The organism is Ornithinibacillus jepli, from assembly GCF_047228935.1.
Classification (GTDB): Bacteria; Bacillota; Bacilli; order Bacillales; family Amphibacillaceae; genus Ornithinibacillus.
Genome location: NZ_JBFEGG010000008.1, coordinates 55,451 through 73,856, shown reverse-complemented (window position 1 = coordinate 73,856; position 18,406 = coordinate 55,451). Strand labels below are relative to the sequence as shown.

Annotated in this window: 19 protein-coding genes and 11 tRNA genes; 4 read left to right on the top strand and 26 right to left on the bottom strand. The window is 36.4% G+C overall.

All coding sequences use genetic code 11. The features are described from left to right. Window position 1: 1 nt before the first annotated feature. From AB1K81_RS17915 to AB1K81_RS17865, 11 genes are all read right to left on the bottom strand, one after another. Window positions 2-75, bottom strand: a tRNA-Gly gene (locus AB1K81_RS17915). A gap of 44 nt (window positions 76-119) precedes the next feature. Continuing rightward, window positions 120-193: transfer RNA gene (locus AB1K81_RS17910), tRNA-Pro, on the bottom strand. Window positions 194-200: 7 nt separating this feature from the next. Next, window positions 201-277 (bottom strand) — tRNA-Arg (locus AB1K81_RS17905). A 76-nt stretch (window positions 278-353) separates the two neighbouring features. Continuing rightward, window positions 354-437: transfer RNA gene (locus tag AB1K81_RS17900), tRNA-Leu, on the bottom strand. 19 nt (window positions 438-456) lie between these two features. Further along, window positions 457-541: transfer RNA gene (locus AB1K81_RS17895), tRNA-Leu, on the bottom strand. 15 nt (window positions 542-556) lie between these two features. Then, window positions 557-632: transfer RNA gene (locus AB1K81_RS17890), tRNA-Lys, on the bottom strand. Between the two features lie 284 nt (window positions 633-916). Further along, window positions 917-991, bottom strand: a tRNA-Gln gene (locus AB1K81_RS17885). A 9-nt stretch (window positions 992-1,000) separates the two neighbouring features. Beyond that, window positions 1,001-1,077: transfer RNA gene (locus tag AB1K81_RS17880), tRNA-Asp, on the bottom strand. A 21-nt stretch (window positions 1,078-1,098) separates the two neighbouring features. After that, window positions 1,099-1,170: transfer RNA gene (locus tag AB1K81_RS17875), tRNA-Glu, on the bottom strand. 9 nt (window positions 1,171-1,179) lie between these two features. Beyond that, window positions 1,180-1,270 (bottom strand) — tRNA-Ser (locus AB1K81_RS17870). A gap of 4 nt (window positions 1,271-1,274) precedes the next feature. Next, window positions 1,275-1,349: transfer RNA gene (locus AB1K81_RS17865), tRNA-Asn, on the bottom strand. A 1,030-nt stretch (window positions 1,350-2,379) separates the two neighbouring features. On the opposite strand from AB1K81_RS17865, the gene AB1K81_RS17860 reads away from it, so the two are divergent. Then, complete coding sequence (locus AB1K81_RS17860) at window positions 2,380-3,084, top strand: hypothetical protein (protein WP_412978038.1); 705 nt, start codon at window positions 2,380-2,382, stop codon at window positions 3,082-3,084. 18 nt (window positions 3,085-3,102) lie between these two features. Next, window positions 3,103-3,300 (top strand): hypothetical protein, encoded by a 198-nt coding sequence (locus AB1K81_RS17855; RefSeq protein ID WP_412978037.1) that lies wholly within the window; start codon window positions 3,103-3,105, stop codon window positions 3,298-3,300. Window positions 3,301-3,425: 125 nt separating this feature from the next. On the opposite strand, the gene AB1K81_RS17850 is transcribed toward AB1K81_RS17855, so the two are convergent. Next, on the bottom strand, window positions 3,426-3,893 hold the full coding sequence (locus AB1K81_RS17850) for a SprT-like domain-containing protein (RefSeq protein WP_412978036.1): 468 nt from the start codon (window positions 3,891-3,893) through the stop codon (window positions 3,426-3,428). A 653-nt stretch (window positions 3,894-4,546) separates the two neighbouring features. On the opposite strand from AB1K81_RS17850, the gene AB1K81_RS17845 reads away from it, so the two are divergent. Then, window positions 4,547-6,028 (top strand): catalase, encoded by a 1,482-nt coding sequence (locus AB1K81_RS17845; protein WP_412978035.1) that lies wholly within the window; start codon window positions 4,547-4,549, stop codon window positions 6,026-6,028. Window positions 6,029-6,193: 165 nt separating this feature from the next. Here the strand turns inward: AB1K81_RS17845 and AB1K81_RS17840 are convergent, their stop codons facing one another. The 14 genes from AB1K81_RS17840 to acpS all read right to left on the bottom strand — a co-directional run bounded on the left by AB1K81_RS17840 (window position 6,194) and on the right by acpS (window position 17,488). Next, window positions 6,194-8,362 (bottom strand): Tex family protein, encoded by a 2,169-nt coding sequence (locus AB1K81_RS17840; protein WP_412978034.1) that lies wholly within the window; start codon window positions 8,360-8,362, stop codon window positions 6,194-6,196. Window positions 8,363-8,494: 132 nt separating this feature from the next. After that, window positions 8,495-9,097, bottom strand: coding sequence for a PP2C family serine/threonine-protein phosphatase (locus tag AB1K81_RS17835; protein WP_412978033.1), 603 nt, complete (start codon window positions 9,095-9,097; stop codon window positions 8,495-8,497). 5 nt (window positions 9,098-9,102) lie between these two features. Continuing rightward, a complete protein-coding gene (gene sigB / locus AB1K81_RS17830; RefSeq protein ID WP_412978032.1) occupies window positions 9,103-9,891 on the bottom strand; it encodes an RNA polymerase sigma factor SigB in 789 nt (262 codons plus the stop codon). Beyond that, window positions 9,863-10,339 carry an anti-sigma B factor RsbW gene (gene rsbW, locus AB1K81_RS17825; protein ID WP_412978031.1) on the bottom strand — a complete coding sequence of 159 codons (477 nt, stop codon included), beginning with the start codon at window positions 10,337-10,339 and terminating at the stop codon, window positions 9,863-9,865. Before rsbW ends, sigB begins: the two co-directional genes overlap by 29 nt. After that, complete coding sequence (locus AB1K81_RS17820; protein WP_412978030.1) at window positions 10,340-10,672, bottom strand: STAS domain-containing protein; 333 nt, start codon at window positions 10,670-10,672, stop codon at window positions 10,340-10,342. It abuts the gene before it with no gap. Window positions 10,673-10,740: 68 nt separating this feature from the next. After that, window positions 10,741-11,751: a PP2C family protein-serine/threonine phosphatase gene (locus tag AB1K81_RS17815; RefSeq protein ID WP_412978029.1), complete on the bottom strand. Its 1,011-nt coding sequence runs from the start codon at window positions 11,749-11,751 to the stop codon at window positions 10,741-10,743. A gap of 94 nt (window positions 11,752-11,845) precedes the next feature. Next, on the bottom strand, window positions 11,846-12,247 hold the full coding sequence (locus tag AB1K81_RS17810; protein ID WP_412978028.1) for an anti-sigma regulatory factor: 402 nt from the start codon (window positions 12,245-12,247) through the stop codon (window positions 11,846-11,848). 3 nt (window positions 12,248-12,250) lie between these two features. Continuing rightward, window positions 12,251-12,607, bottom strand: coding sequence for an STAS domain-containing protein (locus AB1K81_RS17805; protein ID WP_412978027.1), 357 nt, complete (start codon window positions 12,605-12,607; stop codon window positions 12,251-12,253). Then, the gene (locus tag AB1K81_RS17800) at window positions 12,579-13,484 is read right to left on the bottom strand and encodes an STAS domain-containing protein (RefSeq protein WP_412978026.1); all 906 of its coding nucleotides are present in this window, start codon (window positions 13,482-13,484) and stop codon (window positions 12,579-12,581) included. The genes AB1K81_RS17805 and AB1K81_RS17800 overlap by 29 nt, the downstream gene beginning before the upstream one ends. 176 nt (window positions 13,485-13,660) lie before the next feature. Next, the gene (locus tag AB1K81_RS17795; RefSeq protein ID WP_412978025.1) at window positions 13,661-14,020 is read right to left on the bottom strand and encodes a type II toxin-antitoxin system PemK/MazF family toxin; all 360 of its coding nucleotides are present in this window, start codon (window positions 14,018-14,020) and stop codon (window positions 13,661-13,663) included. Window positions 14,021-14,023: 3 nt separating this feature from the next. After that, on the bottom strand, window positions 14,024-14,308 hold the full coding sequence (locus AB1K81_RS17790) for a CopG family ribbon-helix-helix protein (protein ID WP_412978024.1): 285 nt from the start codon (window positions 14,306-14,308) through the stop codon (window positions 14,024-14,026). A 175-nt stretch (window positions 14,309-14,483) separates the two neighbouring features. Next, a complete protein-coding gene (gene alr / locus AB1K81_RS17785; protein ID WP_412978023.1) occupies window positions 14,484-15,605 on the bottom strand; it encodes an alanine racemase in 1,122 nt (373 codons plus the stop codon). Between the two features lie 163 nt (window positions 15,606-15,768). Next, window positions 15,769-16,791, bottom strand: coding sequence for a LolA family protein (locus tag AB1K81_RS17780; RefSeq protein ID WP_412978022.1), 1,023 nt, complete (start codon window positions 16,789-16,791; stop codon window positions 15,769-15,771). Window positions 16,792-17,134: 343 nt separating this feature from the next. Beyond that, on the bottom strand, window positions 17,135-17,488 hold the full coding sequence (acpS, locus tag AB1K81_RS17775) for a holo-ACP synthase (protein ID WP_412978021.1): 354 nt from the start codon (window positions 17,486-17,488) through the stop codon (window positions 17,135-17,137). Between the two features lie 148 nt (window positions 17,489-17,636). Here acpS and AB1K81_RS17770 point away from each other — a divergent pair, with 148 nt between their 5' ends. Beyond that, the gene (locus AB1K81_RS17770; RefSeq protein ID WP_412978020.1) at window positions 17,637-18,401 is read left to right on the top strand and encodes a rhomboid family intramembrane serine protease; all 765 of its coding nucleotides are present in this window, start codon (window positions 17,637-17,639) and stop codon (window positions 18,399-18,401) included. The last annotated feature ends 5 nt before the right edge of the window (window positions 18,402-18,406 follow it).

Below are 18,406 nucleotides of genomic sequence, written 5' to 3'. Positions count from 1 at the left end.
ATGGAGCGGGTGATGGGAATCGAACCCACGACATTAGCTTGGAAGGCTAGAGTTTTACCATTAAACTACACCCGCATATAAAATTTTCTAAAGTAAGACTTCTAAATGAAAGCCTCGGATCGGGAAGACAGGATTCGAACCTGCGACCCCATGGTCCCAAACCATGTGCTCTACCAAGCTGAGCTACTTCCCGATTAAAATGGCGCGCCCGAGAGGAGTCGAACCCCTAACCTCTTGATCCGTAGTCAAACGCTCTATCCAATTGAGCTACGGGCGCAAAAGCAACATTTCTAAATGTATCATGTATAACATATTAAATCAAGTCGGTTATCGAACCAATTACTGGAACTAAGTGCGGCCGAGAGGACTTGAACCTCCACGGGATTACCTCCCACTAGGCCCTCAACCTAGCGCGTCTGCCATTCCGCCACGACCGCATTAATACGGATTTCTATATGGTGCGGGTGAAGGGAGTCGAACCCCCACATCCGAAGATACTAGATCCTAAGTCTAGCGCGTCTGCCAATTCCGCCACACCCGCATTGCACATTTAAAATGGTGAGCCATGAAGGATTCGAACCTTCGACCCTCTGATTAAAAGTCAGATGCTCTACCGACTGAGCTAATGGCTCATATAAATGAGTGGTTCTAATTAAATTTGAGCTTTCACCGTGTTGACCCCTGCATCTTCAAGCTTATTCATAGATGTTTATGCTTCGGGGTTACTCGTAGCTTATTCGGCGGAAGTATTGCTCGTTGCTCTACCGACTGAGCTAATGGCTCATATAAATGATTTATTCTAAGTTAGTATGAGTGTCAAACTAGTTTGACCACTAAAACTACTAGCATATTCATAGAGATTTAAAACTCTCTATCAGTATCGATAAGTTTGTTAAAAAAATCACAAACACAAAACTGGCTGGGCTACTAGGATTCGAACCTAGGAATCACGGGACCAAAACCCGTTGCCTTACCGCTTGGCTATAGCCCAACTATTTTATGGCGGTCCGGACGGGACTCGAACCCGCGACCTCCTGCGTGACAGGCAGGCATTCTAACCAACTGAACTACCGGACCTTTATTAAGTTTTAAAGAAAATGACCCGTACGGGATTCGAACCCGTGTTACCGCCGTGAAAGGGCGGTGTCTTAACCGCTTGACCAACGGGCCATAATATAATGGCGGAGAAGGAGGGATTTGAACCCTCGCGCCGGTTACCCGACCTATACCCTTAGCAGGGGCACCTCTTCAGCCACTTGAGTACTTCTCCATTATGGCTCCACAGGTAGGATTCGAACCTACGACCGATCGGTTAACAGCCGATTGCTCTACCACTGAGCTACTGTGGAATAATATAAAAATGTATCCTATTGTTAATGCCCCCTGCATCTTAGGTGCATATGCTTCGGGGTAACTCGCTGCATACTCGGTAGGAGTGATGCTCGTTACTGCCGAATGATTACAGCGACGAAAAATATCATATAACAAATAAAAATCATTGTCAAGAGATTATTGAAAATCTTTTTCGTCAAAATCTCATTTCTAAATTTATCTTAATTTGTTAAGACTTTATATAATTTATCATGGCTAGTCCATTTCGTCAATCAATTTTTGGCGTCAGAATTTATAAACTTTTTAAGTTCCTATTTTCTTCCTACTATAATGTCCTCTTTTCCTAACAAGTGAAGTATTATTTTTCCCTCATCAATCTCCTCTAGACAAATTCTACAGCGAAATCTTCTCACATCCACTCCTCTTACTCTCTTATATATATGACACATTGTGTACATTTATATTAATAATAAATTGAACTCTATTGGCTTACAGCGTCTTGGTGAACCCGGTCTTCCTTAATAATTCTCTAAATTCGGGGCCTCTATGTTTGTAGCCTTTACTTCTATATGGAACTGATAATTACCAAGAAAAGTGCCTTAATTACCTAATAAGCCTGAATCACCTTTCTCTCGCACTATAACTATTGATTAGTTAGGTTGTATCTATCACACGGGTTTTGTTTTTTTCCTATTTATGATGAGATATATTCAATTAATAAGGACAAAACAATAACTTTACCAAAGTATAACCAAACATTCAAGTTATTACTATTGAAAATAAAATAATTCCCAACTTGCCAAAAAAACAATTAAAGCCGTTGATGTTTTTAAGGGAACTGTGTCATGTTATGACGAATTACACTTGTAAAGTATAGAACTTTCCCAATACAAATAAGGAAATGCCCTTGATATAATGTAGTTAACATCCTGATAAGTCGAAATATATAAAACAATATGGACAAAAAGGGGGGGACTATTTTTATTGTTCCATATAGGGAATCTGTATACCAAAAAATTTATGAGAAAATAATGGGGAGGTTTTATTATGTTCAAGGCGAAAAGGTTTTTATTGCCAGTATTAATGATTTTGGCTATCTTCAGTTTAAATCTATCACCGGCATCGAACGTTACTGCGCAAGCTGATAGCGCTCAAGATATTGTTGTAGTTACAGGTGATGAAGCTGAGACATTCGTAGATGCAACGTTACATGCAGTGCAGGAAGGTGAAGTTGAGAATAAAGCCCCTTTGTCTGCTTTTGATTTAGAAGAATCGAGTGTGTACACTGTTGGTGGTGGAGTTACAGTTGTTACAGTTCCTTTACATGGTGATTATAGTCTTCCTAGTAACGTAACGGTATTCTTCGATGAGGATAATACTGTATTGCAGACAAATGAATTGTTGGTGACCAAAAATGAGGTAGGAAACTTCCAAGTTGAGACGTATTTGGATGGATCGCTTGTTAATTCTGAGGATACTGGGATTTCTTATATGACAGATAAAGAATTGCTTGCAGAAAAGCCAGTTGACTCTGAAATTCAACCGATGGGTGTAGGTGCAGTGGCATCTTGTCTTGGAGCAGTGCTTGGCGTTGGTGGTACGGTTGCTTATATTATAGCAGTTGCGTGTGGCGGTTCGTGTGCAGCACCGACACCAGTGACAGCCCCGATATGTGCTGCATGTATTGGTGCATATGCAGTTCTTGGTGCTGGTGGTATCGCTGGAGCGGTAGCTTGTTTCAATTATTTGTAAGTATTGTGAGGTGATTAGATGAACAAGATTTTGGCGTTCTCAATTTTAGGAATGGGTTTAACTGGTGCCGTTTTAATCATCTCGATTGCACTGTTATTTAAATCTCCAATAGGAAATGAGTTGAAGATGGTTACCGCTGCTTCAGCAGTAGCTTTTGTTATATTCACTGTCTCAGCTTTAGTATTTCGTCGGCGATTAGATGAAAAAAGAGAGTAACATAATTCATTTAACTCGAAAAGGTCATGGGAAATATAGCTACAATTCCCATGACCTTTTCGGTTTATTATCGTTAATATTCTTTTAACTGTAAAAAAATATAATCTCAAAATAAATGCAATTTTTTATTTCTGAACCTCTTCACCAACATAAATAAAATTACTCCTACATCGCTTACATATATAACGTTTTTCATAACCTTTCATATATCTGTAAAAAGTCACCTGGCAGGTTGGGCATTTATAAAGGTGAACAACTCCTTTATGCTTATAGGTATAAGTCGAGTTTATTCCCAACCTTCTTAACTCTTTCTCAAAATAATCATCTCCATCTTTATAGGGAAGATTAAGCATGTATAAAGAATAATGTATACATTCATGGTATAAAACATCAATAATAACTTTCGGTTCCTGATATTCTAAAAGATTTTTTGATAATTGAATTTTATACGGCAAATGATTCCTGGTGATAAACGCTCCAAGGTTCCTTTTCATGTTTGAGCTTAGTGTAACTGGAATTTTGAATTCAATGTTGTATTCCTTTTGTACAAAATCTTTTGCAATCTGATTTAACTGCATTAAACTATAAATCATTTCATAGGTCCCTTTCTATATCTGAAGAATATTTAAGCTTTTATAAAATTAAACGCAATTTCCTAAACAAAACTTCACTTCTCATAAGCATTTATTATATTACCTTTTAAAATATATATTTGAACAACATAGCCACTTCTAATAAACACAACTCATGCTTAATTATTCCAATAAACTTGGCCTGATTCGCCTCGAGATAATACTTTGGATTTAATCTACTAGTCTTTCTGCTGGAATATACCTTCCACATGTAGTTCGAAGACAACGATTAAATTTCACCTCGTCAATAAAAAGTTTTTAAAAAACTTGGACAGATATATCATGTACTAATTGATATAGTTCTTTCTCACTTAATAAATTCATTTGCGAAAACGTCCTTCTTAATCGTGTACTAACAATTCATAAACAACCTTTAATAAAAACGTGCTTTTAATGTTAATTAAAATTATTATAATTAAAAATTGATTTTTGTTTATAAATCATTATAATAGAGTTTGAGGGTAATTAACATATGATTACAGGAAAGGAGGATAGTCAAGTATACTTAAACCCTTATAAAAAAGGGGTACTTACTCTAACTATCTTTTTAGTAATCTAATAATTACTTATGCTACTATAATAATGTATTTTAATATTTAGGAGGGACATATTCAATGAGTGAAGATAAGAAAAAATTAACCACCGCTTTTGGTGCTCCAGTACCAAACGATGATGACTCAAAAACTGCTGGTCCTAGAGGTCCACTATTAATGGAAGACTTCTGGTTCCTAGAAAAATTAGCACACTTTGATCGTGAAGTAATTCCTGAACGACGTATGCACGCTAAAGGTTCTGGTGCTTACGGTACATTTACTGTTACTCATGACATTACAAAATATACAAAAGCAGCTATGTTCTCAGAAGTAGGTAAGAAAACAGATATGTTCTTACGTTTTTCTACTGTAGCAGGTGAACGTGGTGCAGCTGATGCTGAACGTGATATTCGTGGTACAGCTCTTAAATTTTATACTGAAGAAGGTAACTGGGATTTAGTAGGTAACAACACACCTGTATTCTTCTTTAGAGATCCTAAGCGTTTCCCTGACTTAAACCACGTCGTTAAACGTGACCCTAAAACAAATATGCATAGCGCACAAGCAAACTGGGATTTCTGGACTAGTATCCCAGAAGCACTTCACCAAGTGACAATCGTTATGAGTGATCGTGGTATTCCTGCGACTTATAGACATATGCATTTATTCGGAAGCCATACTTACAGCATGTTTAATGCTGACAATGAACGTGTTTGGGTTAAATTCCACTTCCGTTCTCAACAAGGTATCAAAAACTTAACTGACCAAGAAGCTGAAAAAGTAGTTGGTAAAGATCGTGAAAGCCATCAACGAGATCTATTTGAATCAATTGAAAAAGGTGACTTCCCTAAATGGACACTTTACATTCAAGTGATGACAGAAGAACAAGCAAAACAAGTACCTTACAACCCATTTGATTTAACAAAAGTATGGTACAAAAAAGACTTCCCTCTAATCGAAGTTGGTGAGCTTGAGCTTAACCGTAACCCTGAAAACTACTTTGAAGAAGTTGAGCAAGCAGCATTCGCTCCAACTAACATCGTACCTGGTATTGGTTTCTCACCAGATAAAATGCTTCAAGGCCGTTTATTCTCATATGGGGATACACAACGCTATCGTTTAGGTGTTAACCACTGGCAAATTCCAGTTAACTATCCTAAGAACGCGAAGAACTTTAACCCATATCACCGTGATGGAGCTATGCGCGTAATTCCTCATGGAAGCCAAGTTTCCTACAGCCCTAACAGCTACGGTGAATGGCAAGATAGTAAAGAACATCAAGAGCCTGCATTACAGCTTGGAGCAGATGTAGACTATTATGATTTCGATAAAGATGATGATAACTACTTTGAGCAACCAGGTAAGTTATTCCGTCTTATGACTGCAGAAGAGCAACAAAGATTATTTGAAAACACTGCTAACAACATGCAAGGAACTACTAAAGAAGTTCAATTAAGACATATTAATCATTGCTACAAAGCAGATCCTGCTTATGGTGAAGGTGTGGCAAACGCACTAGGTATTTCCATGAGCGAAGTTGAAGCTGCAAGTGAAGTAGAGTAATAGAAGTATTGTAAGAGAAGACTGGGATTCCAGTCTTCTTTTTTCTTTATTAATTGTAGTAAAATACATCTAAGAAGCTCCTTCATCATCTTTGGTTCACAAGGATACATCAAAAAACGTTATGAGCTCCTACCCATAACGTTTTTATGATAAAGTATGGCTACCTTACCCTTCTTTCACCATCGATAAAGCAACTCTTCCTTTATTCACATCAACATTTTCTACCCAAACCGTCACAACGTCACCAACCGACGTTATATCCATAGGGTGTTTTACAAAGGAATTGGACATTTTCGAGATATGGACTAGGCCATCTTGTTTTACACCGATATCAACAAATACTCCGAAATCTACAACATTCCGCACTGTTCCTTGTAACTCCATTCCTGGCTTTAAGTCTTCTAAGGACAGAACGTTTTTCTTTAATAATGGTTGTGGAAACTCATCACGTGGGTCACGTTCTGGTTTACTTAATGCTTCTATGATATCTTCTAGAGTTGGTTCCCCAATATTTAGCTGTGTTGCTATTTCCTTTTTGTTAAGAGATGCTAGTTTTTCTTTTAATTTGTCTGAGCCAATATCCTCTATCTTGCATTCAAGCATAGCGAGTAGTCTTTCGGTGTGCTCATAGCTTTCCGGGTGAATTGGTGTACGGTCTAGTGGATTGTCTCCATCGATAATACGTAAGAATCCGATTGCTTGTTCATACGTCTTGGCACCTAATCTCGGAATTTTTTTCAACTGTTTGCGATTGGTAAATTTACCATTTTCATTCCGTAGCTTGACGATATTTCCAGCTACTGTTTTGCTTAGCCCGGATACATATTGAAGCAATGATCTTGATGCCGTATTGACATTAACCCCTACTTGGTTTACTGCTGTTTCTACGACAAAGGTTAACGATTCATTTAATGCTTTTTGGCTTACATCATGCTGGTATTGGCCAACACCAATAGATTTAGGGTCAATTTTTACTAGTTCTGCAAGTGGGTCTTGTACACGACGCGCGATTGAGGCTGCACTTCTTTCTTCCACCTGCAAGTCAGGGAATTCCTCCCTTGCTAGCTCTGATGCGGAATAAACACTTGCCCCTGCTTCATTTACAATAATATACGGGATATCTAAGCTATTTTTCGTAATCACATCGGAAATGAATTGTTCGGTTTCCCGAGAAGCTGTCCCGTTACCTATCGCAATTAATTCAATTGAATATTTGTTAAGATATTCTAGCACTATCTTCTCTGCACCTTCTACATCATGTTTCGGTGCAGTTGGATAAATTACGCCAACTTGATGCAGCTTACCTGTTTCATCAATAACTGCTAGCTTACAACCAGTCCTATATGCCGGGTCAACACCCAGTACAGTTCTACCTTTTAATGGTGGCTGTAATAGTAGATTTTTCAGGTTAGTTGCAAATACTGAAATTGCCTGTTCTTCTGCCTTTTCCGTCAGACCAGATCTGATCTCACGTTCAATTGAAGGCTCAATCAAACGTTTGTAAGAATCTTCAATAGCAAGTTTTATCAAATCGACAACTTCTGCTTTTGTATTATGTTTAATGATTTTCCTTTGTAGATAACCTACAATTGCATCAACCGGTGGAGCAATCGTTACTTTTAGTATTTCTTCTTTTTCACCGCGGTTTAATGCTAGTATTCTGTGTGAAACGATAGAGCGTACCGCTTCACTATATTCATAGTACATTTCATACACGCTTTTCTCATCTTTCTCTTTGTTCTTCACCTCTGCTTGTACTAGTCCACGTTTAAATGTCTCATTACGAATGTACTCCCTGAATTCAGGTTCATCCGAGATCCATTCCGCCATAATGTCATTCACACCAGCTAATACATCTTCAGTTGAAGTTAACTCATGTTCTTCTGATAAATATTTCTCAGCTTCTACTTGAACATGGATATCTTCTTGCTTCCAGATTAATTCTGCCAAAGGCTCTAGTCCTTTTTCCTTTGCAATAGTAGCCTTCGTTCTTCTTTTCTGCTTATACGGTCTATATAAATCCTCAACTCTTTGAAGTTGGGTTGCAATTCTAATTTCATTTTCTAACTCTGGTGTAAGTTTACCTTGCTCATCGATTAAGCGAATAACCTCATCCTTTCTTTGAGCAAGATTAAAGGCATAATTCCATTTGTCTTGGATAGACTTAATCTGCACTTCATCAAGTCCACCTGTAACCTCTTTACGATATCTAGCAATAAAGGGAACGGTATTTCCTTCTTCTAGTAAACCTATTACTTTATGTACAACATTAGTATGAATGGACGTTTCTTTAGTAACCCATTGGGCTAATTCTTGATTTAGTTCTTCTGTCATTGTAGTTCCTCCTTTACACAAGTTCTATTCTATCAAAAAAGGATGCTAAATCCTATAAACACTATGTAAATCAATAAAAGTTAAAAACACCCAAAGTTATCTTCGAGTGCTTTCTTCTTTGAATTATTTAATTTAGCTTAGAGAATCTTTATCTTCATAACGAATAGCAATTAGTGTTGTATCATCTTTTCTAGGTTGCTCGCTTCTTAAAGCAAAAGATTTCGTAATTCGCTCTACATCCGTACAAAAAAAATAATTCTCTGTTAATTCTTTATGAGTTACTCCATCAGTATACATAACGAAATTCATTTCATTCATAAGAGGTTCTTGTATAACTTTAAATTCTCTCTTATACCCTGCCAAGTAACCCGCATTTGGTAAGTTTCGTTTTCTTTCATTCTCCCCCGTGACGGTCATAACACCGACATTTCCAATTGACGAGATGGAATAGTTTCTTAATGAAAAATCAATTTTTAATATCGCAAGTACTGTACCTCTTTTGCCATATAATCGTTCATTACACTTCTTAACGAGGCTCTCAACAGAGCAATTCATATTTTCTTTAATAATATTTATGACAATTTCAGACGATTCCTTAGCATATTCGCCACTCCCCAAACCATCTGCCAATGCACAAACAAACTCTCTTTCCGTTTCGCAAAAAAAGTAACTATCTCCACATTCATTATTACCATTTTTTGCTTCTTGAAAAACTGCTACCTTCACTCGGTTCATAACAATTACAATACCTCCGCACCGTCTGAATTAATTGCTTCACGGAGTTTCTTTAACGACCTACGTTGTAAACGTGAAACATGCATTTGGGATATTCCTAGTAATTCCCCTGTTTCCTTTTGACTCATGTTTTGGAAATATGTGCAACGAATAATTTGTTTTTCTCGTTCAGTTAAAATTGGAAGTATTTTTTCTAATAGCATTTTGAGGTCAATTTGCGAATATCCATCTTCATCAGAGCCAATCATGTCTAATATAGCTATTGTACTCCCATCTGAGGTGCCTTCAATACTACGATCAACAGATAATGCTTTATAGCTTTTATTCATTTCCATTGTCTCTAAGATTTCTTCTTCAGAGACTTCTAGATATTCGGCAATTTCCTGTACAGTAGGTGATTTTTGATTTTTAGTGGTTAGTTCATCTACAGCTTTTTTAATCTTTGGACCTAATTCTTTAATTCTTCTCGGAACATGAACACTCCAAGTTTTATCACGGATAAATCGCTTTATCTCCCCAATGATAGTAGGTATAGCAAAGGATTCAAATGTCTTTCCATATGAGGCATCAAATCGTTTAATTGCGGCTAACAATCCTATCATGCCAACTTGAACTAAATCTTCATGTATCATACTATTTCTAGAATATTTTCTAGCAATCGATTCTACTAAATCTTGGTAGGTTAGGATTATTTTTTGCTGAATTTCCTCATCTAGAGGGTTTTCCTTTAGATGTGCAATCCATTCGTATACCTCATCTCCTCCCTTATTGTTCGGTTGAGACGTGGTCGTCATGAAACCCCACCTCTTGTTTCTCAAGATACTTTGTCATCAAAACAATGACACCTGAATGATTATTTATTTCTACTTTATCCATTAACGTATTGATCAAAAACAGCCCAAAACCCCCTTCTCGAAGGTTTTCAATCGACTCATCACTGTTATATGGTCCAATTTTTGCCTTAATCTCATTTAGATTAAAACTTCCACCATGGTCTGCTACCATCACTTCTATCCGATCTTCATACACGCCAAAACCTATGGTAACTTCCCCATTATCATCATCGCTATATGCATGATTAACTACATTGGTTACGGCTTCTGAAATAGAAACCTTTAGGTCATCAATATCTTCGTAGGTGAAGCCCATTCGGTTGGCTATACCCGAAATGGATAATCGGATAACACCAACGTATTCTGGTCTTGCAGGAAATTTCATTTCGATAAAATCAAACGATTCCATTTATTCATCCACACCTCGAATCGTAGAGTTTATATCCATTATTTCGTCTAGTCCAGTTATCTGGAATAACCGAAACACACGATCTTGCATATTCACAAGCGTCAATTGACTTTCATGCTCTTTTGATAATTTCAAAGCATTTACAAACACGCCTAACCCTGTACTATCCATATAATTCACATCTTTTAAGTCAACTTCAAGATATGTCTTTTGTTCTATAATTAGTGGGAGTAATGCATCTTTTAGCTTTGGTGCTGTATACACATCAATTTCTCCAGATAAATGAACAATAGATTTATCAAGACTTTCATCTATTTGGATTTGTAGATTCATAGTTTTCCCCCCATAATACTAATAATCTTTCCAGTTCCGTAGTTACATGTTCCCAATGTGACGGTAAGTTAAACCACTTTTTTAATGATAACTAAGGTAAAATCATCCCGTAATTGAAAATTTTGTAAGCGTTCAAAATGGCGGTATACATGATTTACAATTTCTTGTGAAGGCAAATGTATATACGACTTAATCACATCTAAAACCTCATCACGTTCAATGAATTCTTGGCCTTTTCTACATTCGGTAACACCGTCAGTTAATAAGATAATCATGTCACCCTTATCTATATGTTGCTCATATTGAGAGTAGGTTGTATCAACATTTACACCTAACACTAAACCTTTTGCCTCAATCTCTTTAAATCGCTTTTCTTTACTGCAATAAAAAAACCCTGGTTCATGTCCTGCTGAAGAATAATAGAGCTTCCCAGATTTCGGTTTATATTGTGCATAGAACATTGTGATGAACATACTCGGGTCAACATTTCGTTCTACCACTCTATTCAAGCTAGCAAGGATAGCATCTGTAGACATTTCACTTTCAGGAAAACTGTCCATTGCATACTTAATCATAGACATGGAAAGGGCAGCCGGTATGCCCTTTCCAATAATGTCTGCAATTGCTATACTGATTGACCCATCTTTCCCTTTTACAAAATGATGATAATCTCCATTCATCTGGTTCGCTGGAACACTTATTACACCTATATCTAATTCATCCGTTTTAGGAATTTCAGATTTTAGAAGCATTTTTTGCATTCGAGCGGCTACATGGATTTCTGATTTAAGCTCCAATTGTTTTTCTCTAAGCAATTGGTACTCTTGATGGGCTAGCCCATAAGAAATCATCGCCTCTAATAAGAAATTCATGGACTTATGAATTTCTTCATGTAGCTCAGGCGATATTTCTAATAATGCTTGTATATGTAAGTTAACAATTTCTTCCGGCAAAATATTATTTTTTATAAAGGATTTCGAAATTTGCTCAGCGCCATATAACGCTCGCTCATCCTGTGTTTCTATATATCCCTTTAATAAATCGGTATAACTTCTAGCATCAAAGTCTTTCGTATCCATATTTGCCTCTCCTATTCTATTATTAGGAACTATGTAATAAGTTCGAACCGTTGACATATCTTTGTTGATAATAAAGAAGCTTTAGATGGATTAACTATCTAACCCATTTAGAGGTTGTTATTTTTGTACCTGTACCAAGTTCAGATTCAATGTCAAATTCATCCATTAGTCGTTTTACACCAGGTAATCCCGCACCAAGTCCTCCAGATGTTGAATAACCATCTTCCATTACCTGACTTAAATCTCTAATTCCTGGGCCATTATCTTTTGCCACTATAGAAATACCTTTATGATCCAAGGATTCTAATACTTCGAAGCAAATTTCACCTTCGCCAGCATATAAATATATATTTCTAGCAAGTTCGGATATTGCCGTTGTAATACGTGCTTGGTCAACCGTACCAAAACCTAGGTTTTTAGCGATTTCACGCCCCATCTGACGGGCAGCAACAATATCCCACTCTTTCAATATCTTCACACAGGATTGGGATTTCATGTTCTATTCCCCCAATTCCTGATGCAGCTTGAGTAAACCTTGCTCAAGATCCAAAGCGGTCGGAACATTTTGCAGATGGATACCCAACTCAATTAACGTCATAGCAACCGCTGGCTGAATACCAGTTAAGACAACTTTAGCCCCCATTAGGTCTGACATTGATACTACATCACCTAACACCTTCGCAATAAAGGAGTCAATCACATCAACGGAAGTTAAATCAATCACGACTCCAGTTGCTTCGGTTGTGTGAATTTGTTTTAATAAATCCTCTTGAAATTGAATAGCAGTTTGGTCATCTAGTTCAGTTTGTATTGAGATTAGTAAATAATTATGTAGTTTTAAGATTGGTATACGCACGACCTTCTTCACTCCCTTTATCCAAGCCAAGCAATTCATCTAAATTTTGTGCTTTATTATCCATTTCAACAATTGATTTATTCGTAATCTCTAAAGCTAGCATAAACCCTTTTTTAAGTGTGCTTTTAGTAGGTAAATTAGAGAAGTTAATTCCTAAGTTTACAATGGTTTGGGCAATCTCAGGCCTAATCCCTACAAGTATACACTTCGCCCCTAGTAATCTTACAGCTTCCGTTGCTTGGAATAAATGATGAGCTACCATCGTATCCACTACTGGCACACCTGTAATGTCAATTAAAACAACTTCGGCATTATGTCTCATAACTCCTTCAAGGAGGTTTTCCATTATAAACTTTGCACGTTCTGTATCAATGGTACCGATGAGAGGCATAATCGTAATATTGTCCATTACTGGAATAAGAGGTGCGGAAAGTTCCTGAAGGGCTATACGTTGTAGGGAAACCACATGCTCCCAGCTTACAGAATACTCATTAACTAGCTGCCTAATAATTGGTTCTACCCATGAATCTACATTATTTATTACTTCCGAAATAAACTCACTATCTACTTGTTCTATTTTATCAAGTATTATTTGAGTAGTAACTTTTCTAAACACTAATAAGCCATCTGTAATATAACTCAATGGCCATCCTAACTTAATAATCCGATCAGAAAAATCTTTAATAATTTTCGTTGATCCGTTTCCTTTAATACTATTCAATATCACATTTACAAACTCTTCATTATTATTCTCGAACAATTCTTCAGAAATATCAGCAGTATAGTTTTCCTCTTTTAGCTTGTTAATTTCCTTGAACCATACTTGTATAATAATATCGCTATTCTCAATAGCAATATTCCGTAAATTCCTATTCATTCCCGAGTACCCCCGATAATCAACAAATATTATAAATATTGTTACATGTTATGTATATTATTGCAAATATATTTAATTCCCAATTAAGGATACTTATACCGTCAATATATTAAACGTTTTCAATATAAAATAGACATAAAAAAACCCATAGCTATTTTAGTATAAACTATGAGTTCTTATTGACCATACATGTCCTTAAGCCCAAGACTTATTTCCAGTGCATGATTAATTTTTTGCATCATAACATCGTCTAGCTTTGTAATTTTATCTGTTAGTCGCTGTTTATCTAGCGTCCGAATCTGTTCTAAAAGAATAACAGAGTCCCGATCAAACCCATATCGCTTCGCATCTATTTCTACATGTGTTGGTAATTTTGCTTTTTGGATTTGAGCCGTAATTGCAGCGACGATAACAGTTGGGCTGAATCGATTTCCAATATCATTTTGGAGGATCAATACAGGACGAACGCCCCCTTGTTCCGATCCAACTACAGGGGATAAGTCAGCGAAATAGACTTCGCCTCTTTGAACAATCAAATTCTACACCCCGATCACAGAGCGCTCTAAAGTAATTTCAGCCTCCTCTTCAGCCTGAAAAGCTTCTGAAGCAATTGAAAGATTAATTCGTGCCATTTCTTGATAGCCTTTTTGCATGGATTTATAAAAGTTTTGGATATACTCTTCTTTTTTAGTTTCTAGATAAGTTCTAGTTGCTTGACAAATGAAATCACTAAGATCTTTGTTTTCTCTTTTCACTAATCCATCCACCTCGTTTAGTAGGTTTTTCGGTAGCCGTACCATAACCTCTTGTAAGCTCTCTGACAAAACCAAGCACCTCCGCCAACTGCCTGAACGATCGTTACTAAATTTCTACATATAATCACATTTAATAATATCATTGTCTAGCCGTAATTGCAAAGGCTTATCAGACTTTTTTAAAATGAAATTAGGTATAAAGACCCATACTACGAATCTGCCTGTCAATTACGCTATTTACTCATTATTCTATATAGATTCGTGGTACTCTTTCATTAATCATACAAGGTATCTCGTAATTAATCGTATCTAGAAACTCGGCTAATTCATCCATTTCAATACGCTCATCACCTTGATCACCTACTAGCGTAACCTTTGTTCCGACTGGATATGCCTTATCCAATCGGATCATTGTTTGATCCATGCACACTCTACCAACGATAGGCATTCTTTTACCTTCAACTAAAACGCTCATCCCTTGTAATTTTCTATTCCATCCATCTCCATAACCTATTGGAATCGTACCAATCCATTCATCTCCACTAGCGGTATAGGTTCTCCCATAGCTAACTGATTCACCGCTAGATATCTTCTTAACGTGAATTAGTTTACTATGTAATGAGAATGCAGGTTTTAAAGATACAGGATTCTCCTCTCTTACTACTTTTGATGGATACAACCCATACATGGATATGCCGAAACGAATAGAATTATGCATACTTTCTGGAAAACGTATAGATGCTGCGCTATTTCCTACATGAATACTTACTGGTTTTTCCCAATTTTTTTTGAATACTTGTAACAGCTCTTCCATTCGTTTTCTTTGTTCATGGTAGTAACCTAAGTCGCTTTCATCAGCGGTGGCAAAATGAGTAAAAATTCCAGTTAGATTTATGTCTTTAGCCCTACCTAATTCTTGTAAGATAAGTGTTAATTCTTCTTCTGTGCGAATGCCGATTCTACCCATTCCGGTATCTAGTTTGAGATGAATGTTTACAGGTTGTTCTAATGTTAGTTCTTTTATTTGTTCTAACCATTCAACTTGAAATGCCGTTAAGGTTATGTGATGCTTGGCTGCAACTAGTGCATGTTTTGCTGGTACTCTACCTAATACTAGTATCGGGGCTGTGATGGAGGCATTTCTAAGTATTATTGCCTCTTCTAATAAAGCTACTGCAAGTGCACTTGCTCCGGATTCTATTGCTTTTTTGGCAATTGGAATAATTCCGTGGCCATAAGCATTTGCTTTTACAACAGCGATAATTTTAGTATCTTGCGGTAGTTTTTCCTTAATTTGCATGATATTATACTTAATTGCTTGAAGATTTATTTCTGCCCATGTATCGCGAAACATTTCTGCTACCACAATGATAGCTCCTTTCTTTTAAACAACTTATATGTTTTCCCGCCAAAACCGCGACCAGAATACATCCAATTTTTCTTCTCATCAATCTCACAATTTGTTTAATAATACTATTATAAAATAAAAGCAGGCTCTTATCTATGAGCCTGCTCTTCGTTTATTATTTTTATTTTACATTATGGCCTTGTACGGATTGGGCTACTTGAAGTAATTCTTCTCTAGTTAGTTGATCACTTGCTAAGTAGAAGTTAGAACCATTATAATCCCATTCCACTGAGTTCTCGGATAATGCGCCGATTGCTCCGAAGCCAAGGTTAACAATATCGCCATTTACTTCCTCTGGAGAGGATAACGTTTCAACTACATTTCTTTTTTCTTGAACTAAGGTAAAGTTCTTCTCACCAGTAAATGTAGAGATTATGCGTTTTCCATCTTTTAAATCAACTTCTATTTGTTCTGTTAATTCAGCGCCTACCGTTTGAATCGGAACCATTACTTCTAATTCTTCTGTCACACCATCCCCTGAAGTTGGTACATCCTCAGGTGTAGCACTCGCCATGTTTTCTTCTATTTCAAAGTCTTTGTCATTAAAGCTTGGATTTAATTCGAAGCTATTGAATTTTACTTCAACAACTGCATTACCATCTGTATCCAATACCTTTACAAGTGCAGGGGTATAGTCCGCTTTATTAAAATAGATTTCTTGATAAGGTAAATTACTATTAGTTTGGTAATTTGTTTTCGTTGTAAAGATAAAATGATTGTCATCAGTTGTGAATTTTGATTCTTTATCATTCGTTATATCTTCTACAAGTGACTGATATAAATATGGTTGACTACTATTGTCTGGCCATTCTGATTGGAACTTAAAACTCTTCTTTAGTTCTGGTGTAAGGACGAATACGCCATCCTTATTCTTGAGAATAATTTGTCCGCCCTTATCTTCTTCACTATTAGAAAGCGCTACACGATAAAAGTCATCTTTTTTATGCCAAACATCAATTTTGAATACCTGTTCTTCTTGTCCAGTATTCATTGTCATTTCAACATTGGCCTTATAACCAGCTAACTCTGTAATATTTTCGCCTAGCTTTTTCACCACATCTTCCTGTGACTTCTCACCACAAGCTACTAGTAATAGAACAATACCGAATACAAATATCATCCATAAACGAGATTTTTTTATCATGGACATATCTCCCTTGTCTAAAATTACAAACCTAACTCTTTAGGTTTTACGATTTATACAAAGGGAACTTTAATTCACCGAAAGAATTATTGATAGACCACTCACACCCATTTTATGACAATAATATCATCCTCTAATTACACCCTCTCCTTAATTTTTCCGTTATCTTTAACAATTTGCATCCAATACCCCACATTTTTAAGCCAGTTAACTAAGTGTTTTTTGGTCATATCTCATTCTATTTGCGGTGAACAATTTTCATAGCTTGTTCCCTCCTGCCCGCAATAAAATATATGAGACAACCTTCGTATTTATGCAGACGGAAAAATAGAAACTACTAAATTTATACTTCAATGACAACTTGAGCCACTGCATATTCTCTACTATGGGTAATGGAGACGAAAATATTCATATCTTCATGTAATAAACATTTTATGAACGGAGCTCCTTTTTCATCGTTATACACTTCGATATCTTGAAAGCTAAGCTTACCGATACCAGTTCCGATTGCCTTAGAAAATGCTTCTTTCGCAGCGAAGCGACCAGCAACAAATTCTACTTTTCTACTTTCGTTTGTCAGTAATTCAAACGTTTGTTTCTCTGAATTAGTTAGAACACGATCAATAAATCGCCTGTTTTGCATGCTGTTACGTATTCTATCAAGTTCAATTATGTCTATTCCTATTCCTTTAATCATTATAAAATTCTCCTAACACGATATGTAATACATAATTGTTTATGTGAAAATAGTATTATAGTAATCTAATAATGTACATAATAATATAATATCCAACCTACTGTTAGAAATACGTAACGACACCCTTAAACATGAAAGAGGAGAAAAAATGTTTATTCGAAATGAGAAAAGCGTGAAGGAGTTTATTCAATATTATCCAGTTGTTTCCATCATTATCATGATTCATATACTTACATGGATTATAGATGTTGTACCTATTCCTTTATTTGAACAACTATATAATTTAGGTGTTGGTAGACATTACGAAATCCACAACGGGGAATATTGGCGCTTCATAACGCCGATATTTTTACATGGTGACCTAATTCACATGCTATTTAATTCTTTTTCGTTAATTCTTTTTGGTCCAGCTCTTGAGCAAATGCTAGGTAAAGGGAAATTTCTACTTGCCTATTTAGGTGCAGGTGTTCTTGCAAATATTGCAACCTTTTTCTTGAACCCTTCTTTTAACTTTCAACATGTTGGTGCATCTGGTGCTATCTTTGGGCTTTTCGGTATTTATGTCTTTATGGTAGTATTCCGAAAAAACCTTATTGATTCCCAAAATGCTCAAATTGTAACGGTAATCTTCGTGATTGGGATTATTATGACATTTATTCGTCCAGGAATTAATGCATATGCCCATGTTCTTGGTTTTGCTGCTGGGTTTATTATTGCCCCATTTGTTCTTAAAGGAGCTCGTTCTTATTACCCTTGGCAGTACAGGAGAACGTATGACGATGATGAGGAAATTCGATTTAATCCGAATCGTTGGAAGAAGAAAAGAAGGTTTTCGGGTAAAAATAAACCAAATCTTCTATGGATTATTATCATTGCACTTGTAATCCTAGGTCTTCTTTCTCAGATATTATAATATCG